Genomic DNA, 22,698 nt, shown 5'->3' with positions numbered 1-22,698 from the left:
CAAAAAATATTATTTAAAAAGGTTTGCCGGGCATTTTAGGCATATTGCGCATCATCTTAGCGGCCATGCCTGGATTAGACATTTGCTTCATAACTTTACGCATATCTGCAAATTGTTTCATAAGCTTGTTTACCTCGTTGATATCTGTTCCAGAACCTTTCGCGATACGCATGCGTCGTTTCGTGTCAATCGCATCTGGATTTTCACGTTCGTAAGGTGTCATGGAGTCAATAATAGCTTCAATCGGTTTAAAAGCATTATCATCTATTTCAACATCTTTAATGGCTTTTCCTACTCCAGGAATCATTCCCATCAAGTCTTTCATATTTCCCATTTTCTTAATCTGTTGAATCTGGGATTTAAAATCGTTAAAGTCGAATTTATTTTTACGGATTTTCTTTTGTAATTCCGCAGCTTCTTTCTCGTCAAACTGTTGTTGGGCACGTTCTACCAACGAAACCACATCACCCATCCCTAAGATACGGGATGCCATACGGTCGGGATGGAATACATCGAGCGCTTCCATCTTCTCGCCTGTACCGATAAACTTGATCGGTTTGTTAACGACGGATTTAATCGAAAGCGCGGCACCACCACGTGTGTCACCATCTAACTTTGTGAGAACTACACCCGTGAAATCCAAACGGTCGTTGAACGCTTTAGCGGTATTAACAGCATCTTGACCTGTCATCGCATCGACGACAAATAGGATTTCGTGCGGTTGTGTCACTTCTTTTACGGCGGTTATCTCGGTCATCAAGGCTTCGTCAATGGCAAGTCGGCCAGCCGTATCGATGATGACGATATTGTTTCCATTGCGTTTGGCCTCGGCTACGCCTTCTTGCGCAATAGCAATAGGATCGGTTGATTCGCGGTTAACGTAGACAGGTACATTTACCTGCTCGCCCAATACCTGCAATTGATCTATCGCAGCAGGACGGTAAACATCCCCAGCAACTAATAACGGCTTCTTGCCTTTTTTATCACGGAGATAGTTTGCCAGCTTGCCAGAGAATGTAGTTTTACCTGCCCCGTTCAAACCAGCTATCAAGATGACCGTAGGGTTATGTGTTATATCCAGATCAGTGACTGTTCCGCCCATAAGGGAGGTCAGTTCATCGTTCATGATTTTAGTCAGCAATTGCCCAGGAGAAATGCTGGTGAGTACATTCTGACCCAAAGCTTTTTGCTTTACCTCATCGGTGAATGTTTTGGCCGTTTTATAATTCACGTCGGCATCCAATAATGCCTTGCGAATTTCTTTCATCGTCTCTGCGACGTTTATTTCAGTGATACTTCCTTGCCCTTTTAATACCTTAAAGGCCCTATCCAGTTTATCCTGTAAATTCTGAAACATGTTTATCTCTCGTCTTAAAATGTGCTAAGTGCCAAAGTTACAAAATAGTGTCGAATTTTATTTCATCAAACCATGCGAATCCGCGATAAAACAAAAAATGCGACTGGATATGTCGCATTTTTTGTTTTATAGAAGTGTAAGATACACCTCCGGTAATTAATCTCTTCTTCCGAAAAGAATATAAGCATAATATAATAGCGTTACCAGTGCTGATAATGCTGCTACAACGTACGTCATCGCAGCCCATTTCAATGCGTCTTTTGCACCGTCATGTTCATCCCGGCTGTGTGTTACATTCGCTGTTTCCAGCCATTTCAATGCTCTACCAGACGCATCAAATTCCACCGGTAATGTCACAAAAGCGAATAACGTTGTCAAGAACAATGCACCGACACCGACCGCGAGTACCCAGGGGTTCCCGCTAAAAGCCATCAGTAATACACCACCTATTAATACCCAAGATGTCAATCTGGAAGCTATGCTCACAACAGGTACCATGGCCGAACGGAACTGTAGCCAAGAATAAGCGGTAGCATGCTGTACGGCGTGGCCACATTCGTGTGCCGCAACAGCTGCAGCAGCCACACTACGGCCATAGTATACTTCGTTACTTAAGTTTACGGTCTTATTTGCCGGATTATAGTGGTCGGACAATCCGCCCTCATTCGCAACGAGAACTTTTACGTCATAGATGCCATTTTCATGAAGCATTTTTTGTGCAATTTCCGCCCCTGAAAGCCCCGAACTCAATGGGAATTCTGAATATTTTTTAAACTTGTTCTTAAACCTCGACTGCACAATCCAACTGATAACCGCAATCCCAATAAATATAATCCAATACATAGTTTTTATTTCTTTTTAATTCTTTCGCTATTTATCTTTTCTCTACAAACCATATTCCATTCGTTATGATTCGCCTTGAAGATAATAAAAACGATTCATTTTGTCAGTTTAAAAAAGAAAAATTGATATTAGCCTGTCATTATTGCTTGTGTTTATCGGCTTAGTGGTCGCCCTACATTTATGGTTTTGGGTCGTGTTATATTATCTTTAATAGAGTATAGTGGTTTTCTTTCCAATATTTGATGCTATCTATGGTGTGATTTTTGCTAAAAAAATTAGTTTATTTTCGATTATTTTCCTATCTTTAGGTCATAGACCAAAATAACGATACCATGCAACACTCAAAATACATAGACCCGACAACGGATTATGGCTTTAAGCGGCTTTTTGGAACAGAGGTGAACAAGGGCTTTCTCATTGCTTTGCTAAATGACTTGTTCCGGGATAGGAAGATCATAGCGGATTTGGTATACAACAAAAACGAACACGTCGGCGAAGCCGAGGAAACCGGCACGGTTATTTTTGACCTTACCTGCACAGCGGATAATGGAGAACAATTTATTATCGAAGTTCAACGGAGTTCCCAGGTCAATCTTAAACGTCGGATGCTTTACTACGGGAGCAAACTCATAGCCGACCAAGCCCCAAAAGGTAACCGCAAAGAGTGGAACTATGCCATAACGGAAGTATATGTCGTCGTCTTGATGGATGGTTTTGCAATGCCTGAAGGAGATGATAGTAGAGATTTTCTGCATGATATTTGCCTGTGTAACAGGGATACAGGGAAAATATTCTATGAATATTTAGGTTTTATTTACATAGAATTGATTAATTTTGAAAAAGAAGAGGTAGAATTGGAGAACGATTTGGAGCAATGGATGTACGTGTTGAAGAATATGTCATCCATGAACAAATTATCGACTTATCTAAAGAAACCTATCTTCAAGAAATTATTTGAAATCGCTGAATACAGTAAATTGAATAAGGAGGAACGCAAAATGTACGATGTTAGCTTAAAACGTAAATGGGATGCAGAATCGATCCGCCAAGCTGCTGTCTTAGAAAAAGAGAAAGCTCGTGATCAGGGGTTACAGGATGGATTGCAAAAGGGAATGCAAAAAGGATTGCAAAAAGGTCGTTTGGAAGAACGTGCCAAAGCCGAGACGGAAAAACTCAAATCTGCGTTGAATTTAAAAAAGAGGGGGCTTTCAGTAGAGGATATAGCGGAAGATTTAGGGCTTACCGTTGAACAAGTTGAGAAGCTGAAATAACCTCTGCTAAAAGATTAATAATAAAGAAAGCCGAACATTTTATTTTGTTCGGCTTTCTTGCGTTATAAATTGTAACGATGTTATTTTTCAATTCCAACGGTACGCGTATCAAAAACGCGATAACGGAAGGTAGAGATTTAAATCAAATTTGGACACGGTATTCAGATTCATATTGAAAATGTTGTTCAGCTCGAATCAATTATGAAGTCGATACGTTTCGAAATCGCTTAGATCGGCTTTGACTTTTTTAAACTTTTTCTGCACGGCAAAATAAAATGCATATTGGAACATTTGGTTTCCAAGTCCGCCTAAAAATTTGACAATTTTCATTAGAATAAATTGGTTTTTTTAATGGCCATGAAGCTTGCATGAGCTCTCCCTATGGTCTACATTTGCTAGGGTAAAAATACTGTTTTAGTCAGTTTATATAAAATACAAATTAACTCAAGTGACGTTATTGCCGTCGTCATTTGTGCTCATTTGAACCCATTTGTGCCCATTTGTGGTCATTTTGATCAAGCAATTCTGACGATATCCTAAGTTTGTGTTGTTCGATTATTTCGCGAGGGGTAGATCGTACATATCAATAGTAGCACAAAATAGGGATAGAATTTTTATCAAATCTTATCAATTTCTATCAAATCCTATCAAAATTTAATTTTTGGGAGTGCCATCTATAGGTTTGTGCTGTTCATTCATTCGCGATGAGTTGAACAACGAGAATAAGGTAACGGGAAACCCCTAAAAAGGAAAGAGCTCGCCGATGAAGGAGTAGACCGAAGCCGACAAACAAATTTTTCAAACTTTTAAATTTAAGTATTATGGCAATTAAATTCAATGTTCAGGAAATCGGCAACCCGCAGGATGCGGCTGCCCCTAAGAAGTTCTACGCACGTCCGGTAAGCAGCGGCGAGATTACATTAGAGGATCTAGCTTCGGATATATCCCATGCATCTTCGATTAACGAGGCGGATGTGATGGCGGTATTGTACAGTCTAGTGCGGGAAATCCCGCGCAATATCTCACAGGGCTATATCGTCCGTTTGGGAGGGCTGGGCTCTTTCCGTTTAGGGACTAGTAGCGTCGGCAGTGAGACGGCAGAAGAAGTAACCGCTGCCAATATCCAGCAGAAACGGATACTGTTTCATAACGGTGCGCGTATCAAAAAGGCGATAACGGATTTAACTTTCAGGAAAAGCGAATAGTTTCGTTCTGTAGTTTAATCAGGTAGGCCGGTATCTTAGGATGCCGGCTTTTTTGTGTTCAGATTCCTCAAAATGACCGCGGTCATCTAAAAAACGAATGTTTGATTTTTAAAAAAGAAAGTTTGTTTTGTACGAACGACCGTGGTCACTTTCCAAAAACAAACTTTGACTTCCAAAAGTTACCGTGGTGAGTTTTTGGAAAGCTATTTTTGCTGTTCAGAACCTGTGAACGATATTGTTATTTAATTCCAAGTTAATTTAGCGTCTGTTTTTTGTGTTCACGGAATCTTTCCAGCATGCGTTTGGTGAGCGCTTTATCGATCTGCCAGTCCTTTCCTGGATCCCATTCCACCACTTCTCCGTTAAGGAGATAGACCCATACAGGCCTGTTCTCAAAGCTGTCCGTGTATGAGCTTCGTTCGACGGGTAAATATTCGTATACTTCTAACGGGCCTTCTTCGGTAGGGTAAGGTAAGCAGCTACTACCATAGTGGGCTTTCCGATACATTTTATAACGGCTTCTTTGGACACGCCCAAACTGATCAAACTCATATCGCCATGTCTCAGCGCGGCGCAGGATGCTAAGAAAAAGGGTAGACCTGCAGCAGTATATGTGAATAATTTACACATATATTTTTGATTTATAGTTTTCTTGCTCGACCTTTGTTAGTCGAAAAAGATTAACCCAAATCTGGGAAACATTTATTTTACAGCCTTTTGACTACTAATTTTGTCAAGAGTATAGGCACGTCAACGATTCGTTCTACTATATATTGCGATAAGCCTTAAACAATCCGAGTTTGGCACCTAGTTTTGCCCATTTAGATCTTTTTATTCGATTTAGTTTATTTTCCATTACGCTGCGAGGTACGTAGTTTTCGACAAACAAATCTTCAATATCAATACCCCGCCGTTGGGCCATCTTAATTATTGCAACCCAATGCCAGAATAAGGCTTTTTCTTGATTATCGCCGCCTGAAACACCTCTTTGATGCACGCGATAAAGATAAATATCCTCATCAATGTATTTGACAGGTGCCACCTCACACATTTTCATGTAAATGTCTTTATCTTCCGCTCTTTTTATAAATGGATCAATGCCAGTAGTGAGGTCATAAAAATTTTTCTTAAAACTCGCAAAATGCGATATCTCTCCCAGAAAGTTTAGGTATTTATTATCAAGGTCAGTAATCTGTTGACCTTGATGCACTTCTCTAGGATGCAATTCCTCGTTGCAGAAAACAAAATTAGAATATACTAGGCCCGCTTCGGGATGATCTTCATGAGCCTTTAAAGAAACCTGTATCGCATGTAACGCCAGCGCATCGTCGGGGTCTAACCTAGCGAATATAGATGATCGAGACAATGCGATGCCTTTTAAAAGTGTTCTTTGATAACCGATATTCTTTTCGTTCCGATGAAAGTGAAACCGGGGGTCATCTTTTATCAATCGTAGTATTATGTCCTCTGAGTTATCTGTCGAGCAGTCGTCCAGAACAATCGCTTCCCAATCCCTCGAGGTCTGGTTAACCAAACTGTTATAGCAATCCGGAAAAAAAAAGCCATTATTATAATTCGCTATGACGATGCTTATTTTAGGTTTTTTCATTTTATATTGTTAACCAATTTTTTGGGATAATATCACTAATATCAAAAGAAGCTACCTCTGGATTAAACCATCTTTTAGGCGCGATCTTAACACCTTGTTTTGTGGAAAGCCAGGCCCCCCACCAGCTAAACGAACTATTTGCGATAATATGGTGTCTGCAAGCAGCCATTAAAGCCATATCTTTCCATGCATCTTTCTCATTGCCCTCGACGATCGTAACGTAAGAAAAGTGCCCAAAATTTTCTCTGGCAAAAGCGGGGTCATCAGAGAAAATAAAGATTTTTATATCTCGGAATTGGCGCTGAAGTAACTGTAAAGCTTCATGATAATAAAAAAGGGAGAGAAGCCCATGATATTTGATAACCTCTGGTTTTAGATAATCCCCTCGTCGGATATGCAAGGATACACTGTTTTCGTGCGATGATATTTCGTCAATCAATACCTGATTTATCGGATCCAGTCTTGGGAAACTAAAAGCATGTAAGATGCGTTCCCGGGCATGTGCAAAATAATGCTCAGACTGAAAATAACCATCTAAATAAACATAATGTTTTTCAGCACTGAAACTGACTAGCTCATTTTCTTGTTGTATAATTACGTCCGTGCCGATTAACTTTCGTAGCAATTTGTAAAAAAGACTTTTGGAAAAAAAAATTTTTTTCTGATAGCGGCTTACTGTCTCATATAATAGATTTGGGAAAAGAGAAAGCTCATAATATCTACGAGTAAATGTTTTGTTTGATGTCTGGTGATGATGCAGAAAATCTAGGTCTAGATAAATCTGATCGGAGTTAGCATAAGCGGCAGCATACTGAAACATTTGATTTCCTAGGCCTCCCTGTAATTTCGTCACGATCATGGATTTAGGTATTTACGTATCTTAGATATAATCTTTTTTATTTTTGATTTGATCTTCCCAAAGCCATTTTTCTTTTTAAAAGGAGAGGGAAGCAGAAATGGATTAGCGTATTCTTTGATGAAATAACCTCCGTAATGTTTTGCCTTATTTAATATAATTACTTTTGGTGTAAAAGGCGCTTCGAGATCTTCGGGAAAGCCATATTCCGGAGATAAGATTAAAATATTTTTTGTTAGGAAATAAGCATTGATATGGGATTCGTCGTGGAAGCAAGCAACTATGTTGTTCTTGGCATCTTCTCGAATATTGTTACTACATGTGAGACACATGGTCAAAAAATCATCGGTTTTACCGCCGTTAAAGCCGCCCATAAAATAATGGTAGCTATGTCCTTCTATATTTGGAATAAATGCTTTGGAATCGGGATTTCGCTCATAAGGCAGTTCTTCTTTGCCTGATTGAAAATATCCAGGATGCAATACGCCAACTAATCCGGATTTAAAACCTACGGGAAGTATTTCCTTTCCTACTTTCTGTACGAAATTCATGTTGGCATTCAGAAAATAAACGTAGTCCATATATTTCAGATCTTCTTGAATGGACAGAAACATTTCAAAACGTTTGATAGAGTCGGACGGGAACCCTTCTGAATTCTTGAAATAACGGTGAATTCTATATCCTTTTTCAGCTTGTTCTGAATCGGTAAATATAAAATAATGCTTCTCTATATCGTTTTCCGTGAGTAAGAATTCTTCAGCTGAATGATAAAATCGATCCCAGAATACGGAATATCTTCCTGTACAAATATATAATATACCTACTTTGATCGTTTTCATTTTTTGTTCCTCATTTTTTCGAATGACAACATGTCGGCAGTATTTTTCACTTTTAAAATATATGATATTACTTGTTAGATGCTACAAATTTTGTTTAAGAATAAAACGATAATAAATTACAATAGTAAATCAGAATAAAGATGTAAATTGTTGGGTACAACATGTTAACGTTAATTTATGTTGTTTGTTGTTAATACTTAATAATTAGCTTAGCTATTGGCTAATGTAAGGTTTGTCGGTGAGTCTTTTGATATAAGATTTTATCCTATTCTTTAGGCGTTTTTCTCTTTTAATGTATGAATTTATTACCTCTTGACGTCTTGTAAGTGCCTCTAATGAGAACCGTTCAAAGAAAGAAAGTTTATATTCGTTGTTAAGTTCATTATAAATAATCAAATGAACTTTTTGTTTGTTTTGCGCCATGTACTCAGCATCTTGGGTCATACTCCGGTCATGTAGTCTATAACAGACTAGTTCGCGATCGATATATTTCGTTAAGACCTTCCTTTTGTAGATCGATAACCAAAATAACCAGTCTTCGCCGGCTTGAATATCTTCGTTAAATCGAAAGTCCTTTAGCAGACTGGACTTGAATAGACCACAATGAATAGGTATAGAAAAGGATGAATCCCATTCTAGCAATATATTTTGATATGTAAAGTATGCGGGATCAAGCCTGCAAAAAGGGGCTATTATTTGATTTTTCTTAAGATGATTAAAAGAGGTTATGACAATATCATGTTGGCCGATGTCGATTAATGATTCACTTAGTTTTTCTTCATAAAGAAGATCATCGCCGTCCAAAAATTGTATAAAATCACCTTTAGCATGCTTTAAGCCGTAGTTTCGAGCACTGCTTAACCCACCATTTTTTTTACTGAGTAGCTTAAATCTTAAATCTGTGCCACATAATTTTTCAGCTATACGAGCGGAATCATCTGTTGAACCGTCATTTACTATTAAGCATTCCCAATTATTGTATAATTGATTCGATACAGAGCGTAAGGTTTTTTCTAAAAAAGGAGCTTGATTATAACACGGTATTATTATAGATACTAAAGGATAATGCATATTTGTTATATCAAATTTAAATGTTAACATCCGACCTAGATACAAACTTACATTTAATTTTCCGATTACATACAAGCCGATAAAAATTGAAACTCGGTATTGCAAACAAAGTAAGTCCTGTTGATTATTTTTTTAAAAAAAAGTTATATCAAAAACAGCAGGACTAGACGTGCATAAAGATAGCCTTTTAGCTTTGCTAAACCTCGCTCCAGCTATGTTTTCAAGATATTTTTTGGTATGTTTAACTTCTAATGACAATAGTATATAATATCATCCATGAAAAAGAGAATCCTATTTATAGCTCCTGATGATTATAATTTGTATAAATTAGTACAAAAGAATTTGGAATTTCTTGATTTTGAAGTTACCACAGTTCTTCGCGATTCTGTTAAGTTTAAATACGAAAGTATTTTTCAGCGTCTTTTTAATTTATATAGAAAAGTAGTTGACGGTAATTCTAACTATAAGTTAGAATTAAAGCGAGCTCATGTTGCGGAGAACTTAGCAAAAAGAATTGACGAATATGAGAAATTTGATTATTGTTTAGTTCTCCGGGCAGATTATTTTCATCGTGATGTCTTGGTCAAAGCGAAAGAGAAATCAAATTATATGGTTGCCTATCATTATGATGGATTAAAACGTAATCCATCCATATATGAACGAATTCCATTATTTGATAGTTTCTTTGTATTCGATAAAGATGATGTACAGGCTGACGGAAAGTTTAAAACTTACCTTTCTCACAATTTTTATTTTGATTACTACAACGTTCAACAAATAGATACATCGTATGATATCTACTTTTTAGGGTACTACGCGAAAAGTAGAGAGAAATTATTATTGGACTTTTTCGAGATGGCAAAAGGGTGTTTGGGAAGGGTGAGGTTTGAGATCAGATTTCAACCGGAAAATCTCCATCACATGCCTGCTTATGGACAACGGGGAATCGAATGTTTGACAGATCTGGTGCCGTTTGAAGAATATTTAGAGCGAGTGGAAAAAGCAAAAGTTATTGTAGATTTCGTGATCAGTGACCATACAGGACTTTCATTTCGGATTTTTGAAGGACTTAAATACCGAAAGAAAGTTATTACTACAAACGTAAATGTTGTTAAATACGATTTTTATACACCGGATAATTTTTATGTACTACGCTCCGATACACTGAACGAAATAGAGCTTTTAAAATTTGTTGGAACCCCTTATAAACCTATTGACGAATCAATACGGCTGAAGTACAGCTTTTCCTATTGGATAAAGCATATATTAAATATAAAATAGGCCTTTTTTAATAGTACGACGAAGAAAGTAGGTTTCCGTTTTCATCGAATTTCCAGGAACTGGAACCGGAGGAAGTTTTCATATAGTGTGACTGCTCCTCTGTCATGTTCCTAGGGTTTATGTACCAGCCCATGTGTTTGCTCGTAAAGTCGCCAGCAAGTCTGATAGCTCTATAAAATTTAAGCTTACTCACCTTGAATTTAGTAGGGTAAAAAGGTTTATATAAAGCAAACGTGGTATCTATATCAGCAGAAAATACATCTTTTTCTAACTCTTTTTCCCAATACTTACTTTCCCAGCTGACAACTCTTTCTTTCAAAGGATAGTGATCAGGTATTGTTTCTGTATCTAGTGCAAATCCTACCTTTACAATTCTCCATTTGTACTTATCCATTTTTTGGATCATAGTTTGGATAAAATCTTTTGGCAGATTGGGATTTGGCAGGATATCGGCATCCGTAACGATATAGTAGCCCTGCCCGTATTTCTTTTGGAGGCTTTTATTTTCAAAAAAAACCATGTGACCATAATTCTTATCCATCAACTCAATGTTAACCCTTGATTCAATGCTCTTATAATACTCCAGTAAAGGGGGATAGTCCGATTGGTTATCAATGATGACTATATTCTCTATTTTTCTATCCAATAGAAAATCAATCAACTTCTTAAGACTATCAAGTTGATTAAAGTTGATAATGATAACAGGAATGCTATTGGGGCTTTCTCGCTGTTTTACTACGCGTTTGTTGAAGCGTATCGTGTATTGATATAAAATAGAGTGTAAAACCTTTTTTGGCATGTCTGATAATTTTTTCCAAAGATAAAAAATAACATTTGAAAGCGGCTATTTAGGCAATTGTATTGTCGTGTAGGGTGGTTTGTTAAGAATATACGTAATCCAGTTTGTAAAGCTATATTTGTGTTTTATATATTGTTCTATTTTTTTCGGTGGAGCATCTATAAATGCTTTTAATTCTGCTGTACTATGCCCCGTCGTCCAAACAAAAATGTTCTCGGGTTGATAAAAATCGTAACGCATGACGTCTGTATTGGTTGTAATAATTTTCTTATCATATCCCAAAGCCTCTAATATCCTAAAGGAAAGACCTTTATGATCATTTACATGGACATCTATAAGGATGTCAGAAGACATTGTTCGCGTTAAATTGTCTTCGTAACTTATGGTAGTATCCAAATGAGCAAAACCTAATGACTGTATTATCTCTATTTCATGATTGCGTTGGCTAAAAATAGAAATGTCAGTTTTGACTCCAATATTTAGCAGCTGCCGTGCGATATCTTTCAGAATTTGGTTCCTATATTCAAAATAACTCCCTACAAACGAAGCGTGTACCTCTTCGGTACGGTTATCCTCCACCTTGAGATAATCAAAATAAAAATTAGTAGCTGGCCGCACTTTTTCTACAGACAAGTCTTTCGAATCAAATACAAAAAAGCGATCAAATCTAGGTATATAATCATAAATTATCGGGAAACGATCCAATCCGTCCCACTGATAAGCTGCTACGAGGTCGGTTTTTTTTCTGATCGTGTCAATGACAGATTCAGGTAAAATATCTGCTCGAATAAGCAACGCGTAATCCACATGTGTATGGGATTCCAATTGTTGCAACAGCTGTTCTTCGATAGCTTTTTGTTTGAGTTGATGCTTGTAATTTCGATCCTTTAAAAAGGTTTTACGAAAAAAATTATGAAATCGTTGTGTTAAATTTTTGTACTTAAAAAGAGGCTGATGTGTGTCAAGTTCTATTACGGTAAAGCCGAGCTGTTCAAGACTTTTTCTGATTGTCGTCGAAAAATCGGCGTATTCATGTACTGCAAGTATAATTGTTTTATCTTTGAACATCTATACTATATTATTTGGCAAACTACCAGACAATTACAAAACACTCCTTGAAGCACCTATTTCGCACTCATAAATAGAGGTGTCAATCGTACTTCTGAACCGTGACAGGATCCGGCGTATTTTAGGGTTATTCATCACATTGTCCGGAGACTCCTCGTCGAAGAAAGAAAGTACATGCTTTAGCTTTTCTTTACCGATGAATACGCCTAGCGACAGCTGCTCACGAACAACATTCTTGTATTTACGTTTTTTCTTACGGCTCTCAAACTTCAACTCAAATTCTGTTTTGGAGTCAATCTGGTGAGCAGGGAAATGTTGTCCGATGTAGTGCTCATATTCTGTATGGAATGAGCCGATAAAGCCTTCTTCTGTATTCCATGGTTTTAGCTCTCCAACAAAATGCAGGATTTTAGGCTGAAATTCTTCTAATAAAGGTATGGTTGTATCGATAAGCTGATAGTTATATAAAAAAGATAGAGACCCAATTTCGTCATGAAGCACGGTGTTGATCAAGGTTTGGTCATGTCGTAAAAGCTTATGTCGATGCTTTTTCGCATAGTCCATCATTTGCGTTAAATAGTCTATCTTGAGCAAACGCTTCGTATTAAATAAAATGACGCCTGCATTTCTGTACTGATGTTTTAGCGCTATATATCGATTTAGGTAAGCATTGTGGAAATTGAAGCCCGATTTGCGTTCGATCTCCGATATATCGATGGCCATCATCAACCCCTTTCCGTCCTTATTACCATCTAAAATTTGTGAAATACAAGGTGCATTTATGTAAACATCGGCATCTAGATACAATATCTGCTCATATTGATCTTTAAAAAGGCTGGGTAAAAATATCTTGTGATAGGTTGCTGACGAGAGGCGACCAACCGGAAGTTCGTTAATAGAAGAAAAGTCAACACTACAATAGCGTATATCTTCATGGATCGATACGGGGATTTTTTCTGTGTCAGGTAGACAGATCACGATATCGAAATTACGTTCTTGCTCTTTTTTCAGTATTTGGCTTGCAACGAAAGAGGCATAAGGTAAATAAGCATTATCCACACATAACGCCACAGCTCTTTTATTTTTTGCAGGTTTCGTACTTTGTTTAATCGTAGGTAAAGAATATGTCATCTAGTAATGTTTAGTCCCTATCTTAATCTAATTCTTAAAAATGAAGTAGTGTCATACAAAATATATGCCACCTATATTTTGCGTTGACGTTGCACTTCCAGCATCTTCGCATACTTCATATAAGAGAAAAACGATTGAATTAACGAAAACGTTACACCATCTATACCATGAAAAATACCTTTTTTTAAAAAATAGGCTTTAAAAAACGCTGTAGCACCGTGTATAACGGGTGAAAACGTATTTACTTTTTTTTCTTTTTTGATGAATTCTTCCACTTGCCAATCGGTGTATTGGTTTTTTTTGGCAATCAATTGATGGAAACTATCCCAAGCATAATGTATTAAATGCATGTCGGATTTGTAGAGATCAGTGGCGACGACGCGCTGATGTACATGATGGGAAGAGGGATGGGCGGTGTTTTTATTAAAAAAACGACAAGCATAATCGGGATACCAATCTGCAAAATTTATCTCTTTATCTTTTAGAAAGTTCCTTCTTTTGAAACTATACGCATCATAAGGGAGTTGGAGGTATTCTTTTTTTTCAAAAAATGGAAAACAGTCCTTGTCCAAAAACTCGTCTGTATCCACATTCAATATCCAATCGTGTTGGCAGAATTGAAGTCCAAAGGTTCGTTGTGGGCCGTCTCCTAAAAAAGGCTGAGAAATAACGGTTGCTCCCAGAGAGGTAGCGATTTCGACAGTTTTGTCCTGACTATTGGAATCTATAATGATGATCTCATCACAGACTTTCTGTAAACCTGTTATACATTTTTCGATGTACTTCTCTTCGTTGAATGTGATAACCAGTCCGCTTATCCCCATATTATTAAATTACGCGTGATAATTTTTTCTTTAGGCATTATTCATAGTATTCATTTATCTTTGTTTTTAACAGCATGGATGAGCTCAATGCGGTTGGTCCGTGAATGCTATGCATTTTGTCTACGTGTGGGCAAAGATAAATAAATTAGAAAGTAAAACGATGATTCCTAAAATAATTCATTTTTGTTGGTATGGGGGAGGGGCATATAGTGAAACCATTCAAAAGTGCATTAAATCGTGGGAAACGCTTCTGCCGGATTATGAAATTATAAGATGGGATGAATCCAATACACCGTTTGACAGCATGCCTTTTCTGAAAATCTTGTACAAACAGAAGCGATGGGCATTTATCGCTGATTATATGCGTTTATATGCGTTGTTTAAACGAGGGGGGATTTATTTCGATACCGATGTGGAGGTGATAAAAACCTTTGATAGTTTGCTTAACGAAAAAGCATTCATCGGGTTTCAGACAGAAATCGGCGTGTCGAAATTTCCGTTTAATACGGCTGTTATCGGATGTGAGCCAGGAAATAGCTTTATAGAACTTTGCTTGCAAGAGACCGAAAAACTGCAGCGTATGAAATATCACCCTATGGCTGCCCCTGTTGTCTCGACAGAAGTGTTGATGAATAAATATGGCGTGGATACCTATAAAACCCAACGATTAGCGGATGTACTTGTCCTCACGAAAGATTATTTTTATCCTTTTTCGTGGATGGAAACATTCCATGAAAGTTGTGTCACCCCAAATACGCTGGCCATCCACTGGTGGGAGGATTCCTGGGGAAATAAAAAGAAGAATTTGGCTTATTATTGGCGGTCGTTATCCCGAAAAATAGAGCGCACACCATTAATCCTGGTGTCCCAGCTAGCTTATACATTCGGAAAGAAGAAGAGTTTCTTTTTATATGCACAAAGACCTTGAGGATCCCCGTGCTTTACAAGCTGCGAATCTTATCCACAACCATCTCGGGTGTTACGAGTTCAATGGCTTCTACGCCGTTACAGATGCAGGACTTGTTTCCATATATCGAACTAGGGCGATTGGGATGTTCTACCTGAACGCAATCTGCTGTCGATTGCCCATAACCCAAGAAGCCTGCATAGGGATGTGTTGCCCCCCATATCGATATACAGCGTGTGCCCACTAAAGAGGCCATATGCATACCGGAAGAATCCATACTAATCATTACGTCTAAGTGGCTGATGAGATCAAGCTCGCCCGTTAACCCCAATTGGCCAATGGTGTTGTGTACATGTGGATATCGGGCGCTCCAGGCTGCCGCGGTCTCCAGTTCCTGTTTTCCACCACCGAAGATGAAAAAAGTATAGGCAGAAGCCGAAAACGTTTTGAAAATCGTATCCCAATGATTTAGTTTCCATACTTTGTAAGGATGCTGGGCAAAGGGGGCGATACCGATTTTGATGGTTTCAGATGTCAATGAAGTATGGTAATCCTCGGGTACGGGGCGTTCTTCTCGCTGTAGGTGGTGGTTTAATTTCAATGAAAATCCGAGTGTCCGGAATACATCAGCATAGCGCTCCACCGTAGCACGTAATGGTTTGAAAATCTTATGCCTTTTTTTGGTCAGCTCTTTTTTTCGATGGCGTGCTTTATCGAGTATCGCCAGATGATAGCCGGCCGTTTTAAAAAATAGCGTGAGAATGCGCGAACGGATATTGTTATGCAGATCGGCTACATAGTCAATGTCGTATTTTTTGAGCTCGTTAAAAAGTCGCCATAGCCCTTTGGGACCTTTGTGTTGCTGATCGGGAAAGATCGGGTGGAAGATAAGATTGGGAATACCGTCAAAAAATGCAGCAAACTGCGGACGGCTTACCATGATGAGTTCTATCTGCTTATGTTGAGCGCTAAGCTCTCGCAAGACAGAAGCTACCATAGCCACATCTCCCATTGCCGAGAAACGTACAACCAAGACTCGGGCTTTCTTCATTTTCCCTATGGTGTTTTTTTGTAAAGGACCGGGTTCAGCGATGGATCGTTATACATTTTCATCTGTTTGTATACTTTCATGTATTTATTTCCAGCGGCGATATCGGTAAGTAATTCATCGATACTTTGTGATAGGTCTTTACGTTGTTCTAGTAAGACGTCTAATTTTGACTTACAGGAAGCAATATGCGCTTGATCCGCATCGATACGATTGGCTTCCAGATTCATGTGGTATATCTTCAATGCCAAAATGGACAGCCTATCGATAGCCCAGGCGGGGCTCTCGGTATTGATATGTGCATGCTCTTTTGCCCGGACATCACTGTACTCCTGTAAATAATAACTATCGATATATTCGACCGTATCCGTACGTATCTGATTTTGCTTGTCGATACGCCGTTTCCAGTTCAATCCTTCTTCTGGAGTAATATCCGGATTGCGAACGACATCTTCCATGTGCCACTGTACGGTGTCTATCCAGCATTTAAGATACAGTAAATGTTCTAACGACAGGCTATTGTATGGATTCTCTATAGGATGGTCAATATCATCATGACGATGATAATCCTCGATGGCACGTTGAAATATCTTGTTGGCAATTGCGCTAATCATAACAGCAAAGATAAGATTTTCTTTTGTTCTTTTTACGCTAGTACCTGCATCACCCAGTTCGGGAATATTCCAAACAAAATAACCAATGCCGTTAAGATATAGGCTATCACTAGCAGCACACCAAACTGTTTCTTAAGTATTACAGGTTGGTCACTACTGCGCAGAAATGCATATAATGGAATCTTGAAATAGAAAAACAGCGAGATAGCTGATGTAAGTGCACCGATGATAAGCAAAAGAAGCGCACCGGTATCGCCGGAAGATTGAAAGACGGAAAAGGTGGAGGTAAACACCATTAGTTTTGCTACAAACCCTACAGTTGGCGGTATGCCAATAAGCGAGATCGCAACTAACGTAAACGCCGTAAACAATATCGGCATCTTCTTGCCCAGACCTGTGTAAGAAAGAAGGGACGTAGACCCTGTCTGTTGTTCTATTTGATCGATAAAGATAAAAGTGGCTAGATTCATCAATACATAGGCTACGATGTAGAATAGCAGATAGCTGTTCAAATCTTGATAGGCAAATACGGCCATAAGTAACAAGCCCGTATGCCCGATGGACGAATAAGCCATCATCCGTTTGACGTCCTGCTGTCGAAGCGCAGCGAGATTGCCCACAAGCATCGTGACGATGGCCACGATGGTCATAAACCAAGTGCTTAATTCGGAAAAGTAAAATGCCGTGGATGACCATGATTGGTAGAGACGGGCAAATAATATGATAGCGCCTATTTTAGGGATAGTGGATAGAAAAGCGGTAATGGCTGTAGGTGCACCTTGATAGACGTCCGGGCTCCATACATGAAAAGGGACAAAGCTGAGTTTAAACCCGATACCTGCAAACACAAAAAGTAAAGCCAACGTAATAATCGCCTCCGGGGCATCCATCAATCCTTGTAGGTGCTCGGCCGACTGAAAATCTAGATTGCCCGTCAATCCGTATATAAGTGAAAGACCATAGAGCATCACCGCAGCACATACCGATCCGAAAAGGACATACTTCATTGCAGCTTCGGACTGTGTCTTATTGTGGGAAAAATAACCCACCAATATATAGGAAGCAATAGAAACCATTTCTATCCCGATGAATCCCATTAACCAATGGCTTGTGCTACTTAATACATGCATGCCTAAGGTGGCGGCTATCAGTATGCTATACACATCACCATTGTTTTTTGAATGCTGTTGTTGCAAGAATATAGCGATAATGACGGTGCTACATACGACTATAAGGCGGGCGTATGTGCTCCAGGTATCGACCAACCACATGCCGGAAAAGCCTGTTGCGGTTGTAGATAATTGTCCGATGAGATAGTACAATGAAAACCCCAGTGTAACTATACAGCCGATAAACGTACTGTTCCTCCAACGTTTCTCCAAGAAAAGGGCTATGAAGATGCACACAATAAAACCGATAATTAGTGCTAGTTCCGGTTTAAAAAGTGGAACGGAAGCGATAATCTGGTCGAGTATGTTGGGTATGGATACGTTCACGTTATGCTTAACTTTACAAGTAGGGTTTTATTAAATCAATAAGTTGCAGTACCGAAGCATTGAGGTTGCTAAATACAAGGGAAGGCATAATGCCTAATAGTAATGCCAGGGCAAGTGCCGGAAACAAGATTACTTGTTCGCGGGTGTTTAAATCAGTGAGGGCTTCTTTCCATACTTGTCCACCTTGTAGGCGTGTCTGTCCGAAAAACATGCGTTGTAATGTCCATAAGAAGTATGCTGCACTTAATAGTATACCAATAGAACCACCTATCGCCATCCAACGAGGTACACCTGTTGTCATGCTTTCTGCATTGAACGCCCCAATAATGACGAAGGCCTCTCCAATGAAAGCAGAGAAACCGGGCAGCCCCAAGGAAGCAAAAAATGCGATAGCCACATAAGCGGTATATTTGGGCATAAGTGAAGCGAGTCCGCGGAAATTATAAATATAACGGTCGTGTACGCGATCGTATAGGACGCCGACCAGAAAAAATAGCGCTGCACTGAGGAATCCGTGGGAAACCATTTGGAACATAGCACCGGCTAGTCCCTCTGCGGTTAAGGACGCGATTCCCAGTAGTACGAATCCCATGTGTGATACCGAAGAATACGCAATCATGCGTTTTAGATCTTTTTGTGCCAATGCATTGAGTGCGCCATATAATATGGATACGACGCCGATCAAGGCGAGCCACCAATTAGTAGTAGCCGCGATATCGGGAAAAATGCTGTAACAGACCCGGATAATCCCGTATCCGCCTATTTTCAACAATATACCGGCAAGGATAATAGAGACCGGCGTAGGGGCTTCTACGTGTGCATCAGGTAGCCAAGTGTGTAATGGAACAATCGGCACTTTAATGGCAAAGGCAAAAAATAAGACAATAAATCCGATCAGACGAGCGGGTATGCCGAAGACATCATGATAGTTGGCAATATAAGCAAAGAAAGAACCGTCCACATAGTTGGCGGGATTCATCATGTGCAGCATATTGAATGTATGCGCTCCTGTTACCGGGTTGATGACCGAGAAATAAAGTCCGACGATAATCAAAAGCATGAGTACCGACCCCAGCAAGGTATAGATAAAGAACTTGATAGCAGCATATTCGCGTCGTTCTCCTCCCCATATCCCGATGAGGAAATAAAGCGGGAGCAGCATCACTTCGTAAAACACATAGAACAGGAAGAAGTCCAGCGCAGAGAAAATACCCATCACGGCCGTATTCAGTATCATTAATAAGGCAAAATACCCCTTCGGACTTTTATCTATGTTCCACGAAGCACCTACGCCCATCAGCATAACCAGTGTGCTTAGCACGATAAGAGGTAGCGAAATCCCGTCTACACCGACGAGATAGTCTATCTCTAGTTTTCCGATGGCACCTAAGTCCATGCGTATCCACGACAGCTGTTCCACAAATTGGTAGGCCTCTAGCTGTTGAATACCGCCCAATGATGCTTCAAAATTTCCGTAGAGATAAAGTGAAAGCCCAAATTGCAGAAAGGTGAAACCTAATGCGATGTATTTATAGGTTGCTTTGGCTGATGTTGGCAAGACCAAAATCAGCAACGTAGCAACAAGTGGTAAAAATATCAATATGGATAACAAGCCCATTTTCTATTTAATTATCAGATAAAGTATTCCCAAAACAACTATGGTTAGTGCAAAACCCAAATACGTTTGTAACTGTCCATTTTGAACATGCCGAACAAGATGACCGATATAATACGTCGCGTTAGCGACTAAATTGACCAATCCATCGACAATATGCTTGTCAAACCAATAAACAACCACGGAAAGCTGACGTACAAACCAAGAGAAAAATTTGGTGAGTCCATCTACCACATAGCGATCGAAAGTATATAGTATACGGCTTAGTCCTATGGTTCCATTGACGAACACGCGTTCGTTAAACTCATTTATATAACTTTGCTTATGGGCAAAATGTACCCATACGTTGTTTTCCGATAAGGGGTATTTCTGTTTGACATACCAATTCCATCCAATAAGCCAGGCCAAGATTGCTCCCCCCGTTAAAAGCGCAGGAATGAATAAATGAGCCTGTGCAAGGGTGGGGTAGCTGCTTTCCGTTTCCAATGTATGCATAATCCATGCGCTATGATAATCGGTTAACGATATTCCGAAAAATGGGAATAAACTGCCCGCAGCAAGGAAAATCATCGGAATAAGCATAGCTTTGGGTGCCTCATGGAACGAGATACCTGCTCCGGTAAGAGAACGGTATTTAAAAGAACCGAAAAATGTCTTGAAAATAAGCCGACCGATATAGAAGGCTGTAAGTAAGCTAACAATAATCAACAATACAGGGATTAACATATAAGCCGTACCGAGATGACTCGCCCATTCGTATGCGGTGATCACAATACTATCCTTAGAAAGATAACCCGACGTGAGTGGGAACCCCGCAAGGGATAACGAAGCGATAACCATACAAACAAAGGTCTTCGGCATAAAATGTCTTAAGCCGCCCATATGACGTAAATCCTGTGGATCAATAGTTAATTGTGCTTTTGCTTTCAAATGTGCCATTTCGTGGATAACTGCACCTGCTGAGAGGAACAGTAAACATTTAAAAAAGGCATGTGTGGTGAGGTGAAACATCGCGGCATTCCATGCACCAATGCCCACACCTACCATCATAAAACCCAGCTGGGAGATAGTCGAAAAGGCAAGTACTTTTTTAATATCATATTGCCCTAACGCGAAAATAGCAGCGGACAGTGCAGTAAGTGTACCAATAATAGTGATAACGAAGAGAACCGTCTCATTAAATAGCGGAAAAACGGTGCATAGTAGGAACACACCTGCCGCAACCATCGTGGCAGCATGGATAAGGGATGATACAGCAGTAGGTCCCTCCATCGCATCGGGTAGCCATACATGCAATGGAAACTGAGCCGATTTTGCCATAGCGCCCAAGAAAAACGCCAGTCCTGCGAAGGTAACCCAAGACATATTCTTATCCATAGATGATAGGACGCTTGTTTTGCCAAACAAAGTGGACAGGTCTAATGTGCCACAATTTGCATAAACAAGGGCTATCCCAATGAGAAAACCGATGTCTCCGATTCTGTTGATCAGAAACGCTTTTTTATTGGCTTGCGCAGCAGTCTCTTTGGTAAACCAAAAGCCAATTAACAAGTAAGAAGCAAAACCTACCAATTCCCAAAAGATATATAATTGTAACAGGTTTAGGGAAACGGTTAATCCTAACATCGCAAAGCAGAACAGGCTTAGATACATCCAGTAGCGGTGTATGCCGCTATCGCCTTTCATATAGGCTCGGGAATAAATATGTACGGGCAACGCAATAATACAAACGATCAATTGCATTAATGCGGTTAGGTTATTAATAAGTATCCCTACATGAAGTGTATGCTGTCCAATGGTGAACCATGCCCATTTTTGCAGAATAGTTGTTTCGTTCCATATCGGTAGGAATACACCAAATAGACTTATCAGGGTGCTTGCTAAAATAGCAACTAATGCGATGTTGCCGGAAATTGATTTTTTACCCAATAAGGCCTGGACAAGGAAAGCCAACAATGGACACAACATCACAAGAATGCTAGCAGTAACGGGCGATATGTGGAGAAAGATGTTCACGCTCAGTCTTTCAATTCGTGGATATTTTCGGGATTAATGGTTTTGAAATTCCGATATACATTTAATATAATTGCTAGCCCTACCGCAACAGCCGCCGCGGCAAGAACGATGGCAAATAGCGCAAAAACTTGGCCTCCGTAATTTAGTTTGTCGTACTTTCCGAAAGCTACAAAATTCAATATCGCAGCATTAATCATGAGTTCGATACCGACAAGGATCATGATCGCGCTCCGCTTAGCCAGCACGGCGTACAAGCCAATACAAAAAATACATGCGCTAACAACTAAAAAATGGGTGAGCGTTATCATTTATTGTCCTCCTTTCGTGATAAATGTGCAGCTCCGATAAGCGCCATCATGAGGAAGACGGATATAATTTCGAACGGTAATACATATTGCGTCATGAATTTGAAACCCAGCGCTTTGATGTTATTGTCTGTTGACAAAATCATTTTTCCTTTGGCTTCTGCTTGCTGGATCCATTGGGGGATATGTTCAGACCAACTGATATAACTATATATCATAATACTCAAGAAAACAAACGCTAAAACCAAAGCTTGCCAGTTAGGCAACGAAATAAAACGCTTTGATGTAGATTGCAGGTCATCGAGCAATTCTTTGTTGGACAGCATGAAGGCAAAAATCAACAGAATAAGTACCCCGCCGACATAGACTAAAATCTGTGTAATCGCGATAAAGTCTGCCAGTGCGAAAAGGTATAGTCCGGCCATTGCAAAAAGGACTATGAAAAGTAGAAACAGCGCCCGGGCGGTATTACGTATATTGACCAATAGCAGGGCAGAAACGATAGCCATGCCGGCAAAAGCATAGAATAATAAAGATTCCATC

At 39.4% G+C, this 22,698-nt stretch carries 22 protein-coding genes; 4 read left to right on the top strand and 18 right to left on the bottom strand.

Features of this window, described 5'->3' with window-relative positions; genetic code table 11:
* Positions 1-13 precede the first annotated feature (13 nt).
* Both ffh and H8B06_RS13360 read right to left on the bottom strand, forming a co-directional pair.
* Positions 14-1,357: a signal recognition particle protein gene (gene ffh, locus H8B06_RS13365; RefSeq protein WP_190994779.1), complete on the bottom strand. Its 1,344-nt coding sequence runs from the start codon at positions 1,355-1,357 to the stop codon at positions 14-16.
* Positions 1,358-1,513: 156 nt separating this feature from the next.
* On the bottom strand, positions 1,514-2,200 hold the full coding sequence (locus H8B06_RS13360; protein ID WP_190994778.1) for a zinc metallopeptidase: 687 nt from the start codon (positions 2,198-2,200) through the stop codon (positions 1,514-1,516).
* 332 nt (positions 2,201-2,532) lie between these two features.
* Between H8B06_RS13360 and H8B06_RS13355 the strand changes: the two genes are divergently transcribed.
* Together H8B06_RS13355 and H8B06_RS13350 are read left to right on the top strand one after the other, a co-directional pair.
* On the top strand, positions 2,533-3,471 hold the full coding sequence (locus H8B06_RS13355; protein WP_190994777.1) for an Rpn family recombination-promoting nuclease/putative transposase: 939 nt from the start codon (positions 2,533-2,535) through the stop codon (positions 3,469-3,471).
* Positions 3,472-4,292: 821 nt separating this feature from the next.
* Positions 4,293-4,676, top strand: a complete 384-nt coding sequence (locus H8B06_RS13350; RefSeq protein WP_190994776.1) for an HU family DNA-binding protein — start codon at positions 4,293-4,295, stop codon at positions 4,674-4,676.
* Positions 4,677-4,929: 253 nt separating this feature from the next.
* Here H8B06_RS13350 and H8B06_RS13345 read toward each other — a convergent pair whose 3' ends face one another.
* The 5 genes from H8B06_RS13345 to H8B06_RS13325 form a co-directional block, all read right to left on the bottom strand.
* Positions 4,930-5,184, bottom strand: a complete 255-nt coding sequence (locus tag H8B06_RS13345) for a hypothetical protein (RefSeq protein ID WP_190994775.1) — start codon at positions 5,182-5,184, stop codon at positions 4,930-4,932.
* A gap of 258 nt (positions 5,185-5,442) precedes the next feature.
* On the bottom strand, positions 5,443-6,285 hold the full coding sequence (locus H8B06_RS13340) for a glycosyltransferase family 2 protein (RefSeq protein ID WP_190994774.1): 843 nt from the start codon (positions 6,283-6,285) through the stop codon (positions 5,443-5,445).
* Position 6,286: 1 nt separating this feature from the next.
* The gene (locus tag H8B06_RS13335) at positions 6,287-7,144 is read right to left on the bottom strand and encodes an alpha-1,2-fucosyltransferase (protein ID WP_190994773.1); all 858 of its coding nucleotides are present in this window, start codon (positions 7,142-7,144) and stop codon (positions 6,287-6,289) included.
* Positions 7,141-7,980: a family 6 glucosyltransferase gene (locus H8B06_RS13330; protein ID WP_190994772.1), complete on the bottom strand. Its 840-nt coding sequence runs from the start codon at positions 7,978-7,980 to the stop codon at positions 7,141-7,143. Before H8B06_RS13330 ends, H8B06_RS13335 begins: the two co-directional genes overlap by 4 nt.
* Positions 7,981-8,193: 213 nt before the next feature.
* On the bottom strand, positions 8,194-9,081 hold the full coding sequence (locus tag H8B06_RS13325) for a glycosyltransferase family 2 protein (protein WP_190994771.1): 888 nt from the start codon (positions 9,079-9,081) through the stop codon (positions 8,194-8,196).
* Positions 9,082-9,327: 246 nt separating this feature from the next.
* Here H8B06_RS13325 and H8B06_RS13320 point away from each other — a divergent pair, with 246 nt between their 5' ends.
* On the top strand, positions 9,328-10,332 hold the full coding sequence (locus H8B06_RS13320) for a hypothetical protein (RefSeq protein WP_190994770.1): 1,005 nt from the start codon (positions 9,328-9,330) through the stop codon (positions 10,330-10,332).
* 7 nt (positions 10,333-10,339) lie between these two features.
* On the opposite strand, the gene H8B06_RS13315 is transcribed toward H8B06_RS13320, so the two are convergent.
* From H8B06_RS13315 to H8B06_RS13300, 4 genes are all read right to left on the bottom strand, one after another.
* Positions 10,340-11,131, bottom strand: coding sequence for a glycosyltransferase (locus H8B06_RS13315; protein WP_190994769.1), 792 nt, complete (start codon positions 11,129-11,131; stop codon positions 10,340-10,342).
* Positions 11,132-11,176: 45 nt separating this feature from the next.
* Entirely contained in the window at positions 11,177-12,199 is a 1,023-nt protein-coding gene (locus H8B06_RS13310) for a CgeB family protein (RefSeq protein ID WP_190994768.1), read from the bottom strand.
* A 33-nt stretch (positions 12,200-12,232) separates the two neighbouring features.
* Positions 12,233-13,330: a glycosyltransferase family 8 protein gene (locus tag H8B06_RS13305; RefSeq protein ID WP_190994767.1), complete on the bottom strand. Its 1,098-nt coding sequence runs from the start codon at positions 13,328-13,330 to the stop codon at positions 12,233-12,235.
* 71 nt (positions 13,331-13,401) lie between these two features.
* On the bottom strand, positions 13,402-14,154 hold the full coding sequence (locus H8B06_RS13300; protein ID WP_190994766.1) for a glycosyltransferase family 2 protein: 753 nt from the start codon (positions 14,152-14,154) through the stop codon (positions 13,402-13,404).
* A gap of 160 nt (positions 14,155-14,314) precedes the next feature.
* On the opposite strand from H8B06_RS13300, the gene H8B06_RS13295 reads away from it, so the two are divergent.
* The gene (locus H8B06_RS13295) at positions 14,315-15,082 is read left to right on the top strand and encodes a glycosyltransferase family 32 protein (RefSeq protein ID WP_190994765.1); all 768 of its coding nucleotides are present in this window, start codon (positions 14,315-14,317) and stop codon (positions 15,080-15,082) included.
* Positions 15,083-15,095: 13 nt separating this feature from the next.
* Here the strand turns inward: H8B06_RS13295 and H8B06_RS13290 are convergent, their stop codons facing one another.
* The 7 genes from H8B06_RS13290 to H8B06_RS13260 are packed head-to-tail and all read right to left on the bottom strand — an operon-like array spanning position 15,096 to position 22,697.
* Entirely contained in the window at positions 15,096-16,112 is a 1,017-nt protein-coding gene (locus H8B06_RS13290; protein ID WP_190994764.1) for a glycosyltransferase family 9 protein, read from the bottom strand.
* A 5-nt stretch (positions 16,113-16,117) separates the two neighbouring features.
* A complete protein-coding gene (locus H8B06_RS13285; RefSeq protein WP_190994763.1) occupies positions 16,118-16,723 on the bottom strand; it encodes a DUF4254 domain-containing protein in 606 nt (201 codons plus the stop codon).
* Between the two features lie 32 nt (positions 16,724-16,755).
* Positions 16,756-18,219, bottom strand: coding sequence for an NADH-quinone oxidoreductase subunit N (locus H8B06_RS13280; protein ID WP_190994762.1), 1,464 nt, complete (start codon positions 18,217-18,219; stop codon positions 16,756-16,758).
* Positions 18,220-18,232: 13 nt separating this feature from the next.
* Positions 18,233-19,837 (bottom strand): complex I subunit 4 family protein, encoded by a 1,605-nt coding sequence (locus tag H8B06_RS13275; RefSeq protein ID WP_190994761.1) that lies wholly within the window; start codon positions 19,835-19,837, stop codon positions 18,233-18,235.
* 3 nt (positions 19,838-19,840) lie between these two features.
* Positions 19,841-21,850, bottom strand: a complete 2,010-nt coding sequence (locus H8B06_RS13270) for an NADH-quinone oxidoreductase subunit 5 family protein (RefSeq protein WP_190994760.1) — start codon at positions 21,848-21,850, stop codon at positions 19,841-19,843.
* A 2-nt stretch (positions 21,851-21,852) separates the two neighbouring features.
* A complete protein-coding gene (nuoK, locus tag H8B06_RS13265) occupies positions 21,853-22,158 on the bottom strand; it encodes an NADH-quinone oxidoreductase subunit NuoK (RefSeq protein ID WP_190994759.1) in 306 nt (101 codons plus the stop codon).
* Complete coding sequence (locus H8B06_RS13260) at positions 22,155-22,697, bottom strand: NADH-quinone oxidoreductase subunit J family protein (RefSeq protein ID WP_223857672.1); 543 nt, start codon at positions 22,695-22,697, stop codon at positions 22,155-22,157. Before H8B06_RS13260 ends, nuoK begins: the two co-directional genes overlap by 4 nt.
* Position 22,698: the final 1 nt, after the last annotated feature.

Source organism: Sphingobacterium micropteri (genome assembly GCF_014692515.1).
GTDB classification, from domain to species: Bacteria; Bacteroidota; Bacteroidia; order Sphingobacteriales; family Sphingobacteriaceae; genus Sphingobacterium; species Sphingobacterium micropteri.
Note: the sequence above shows the minus strand (reverse complement) of the source record. Positions and strands in the feature narration are given on the sequence as shown.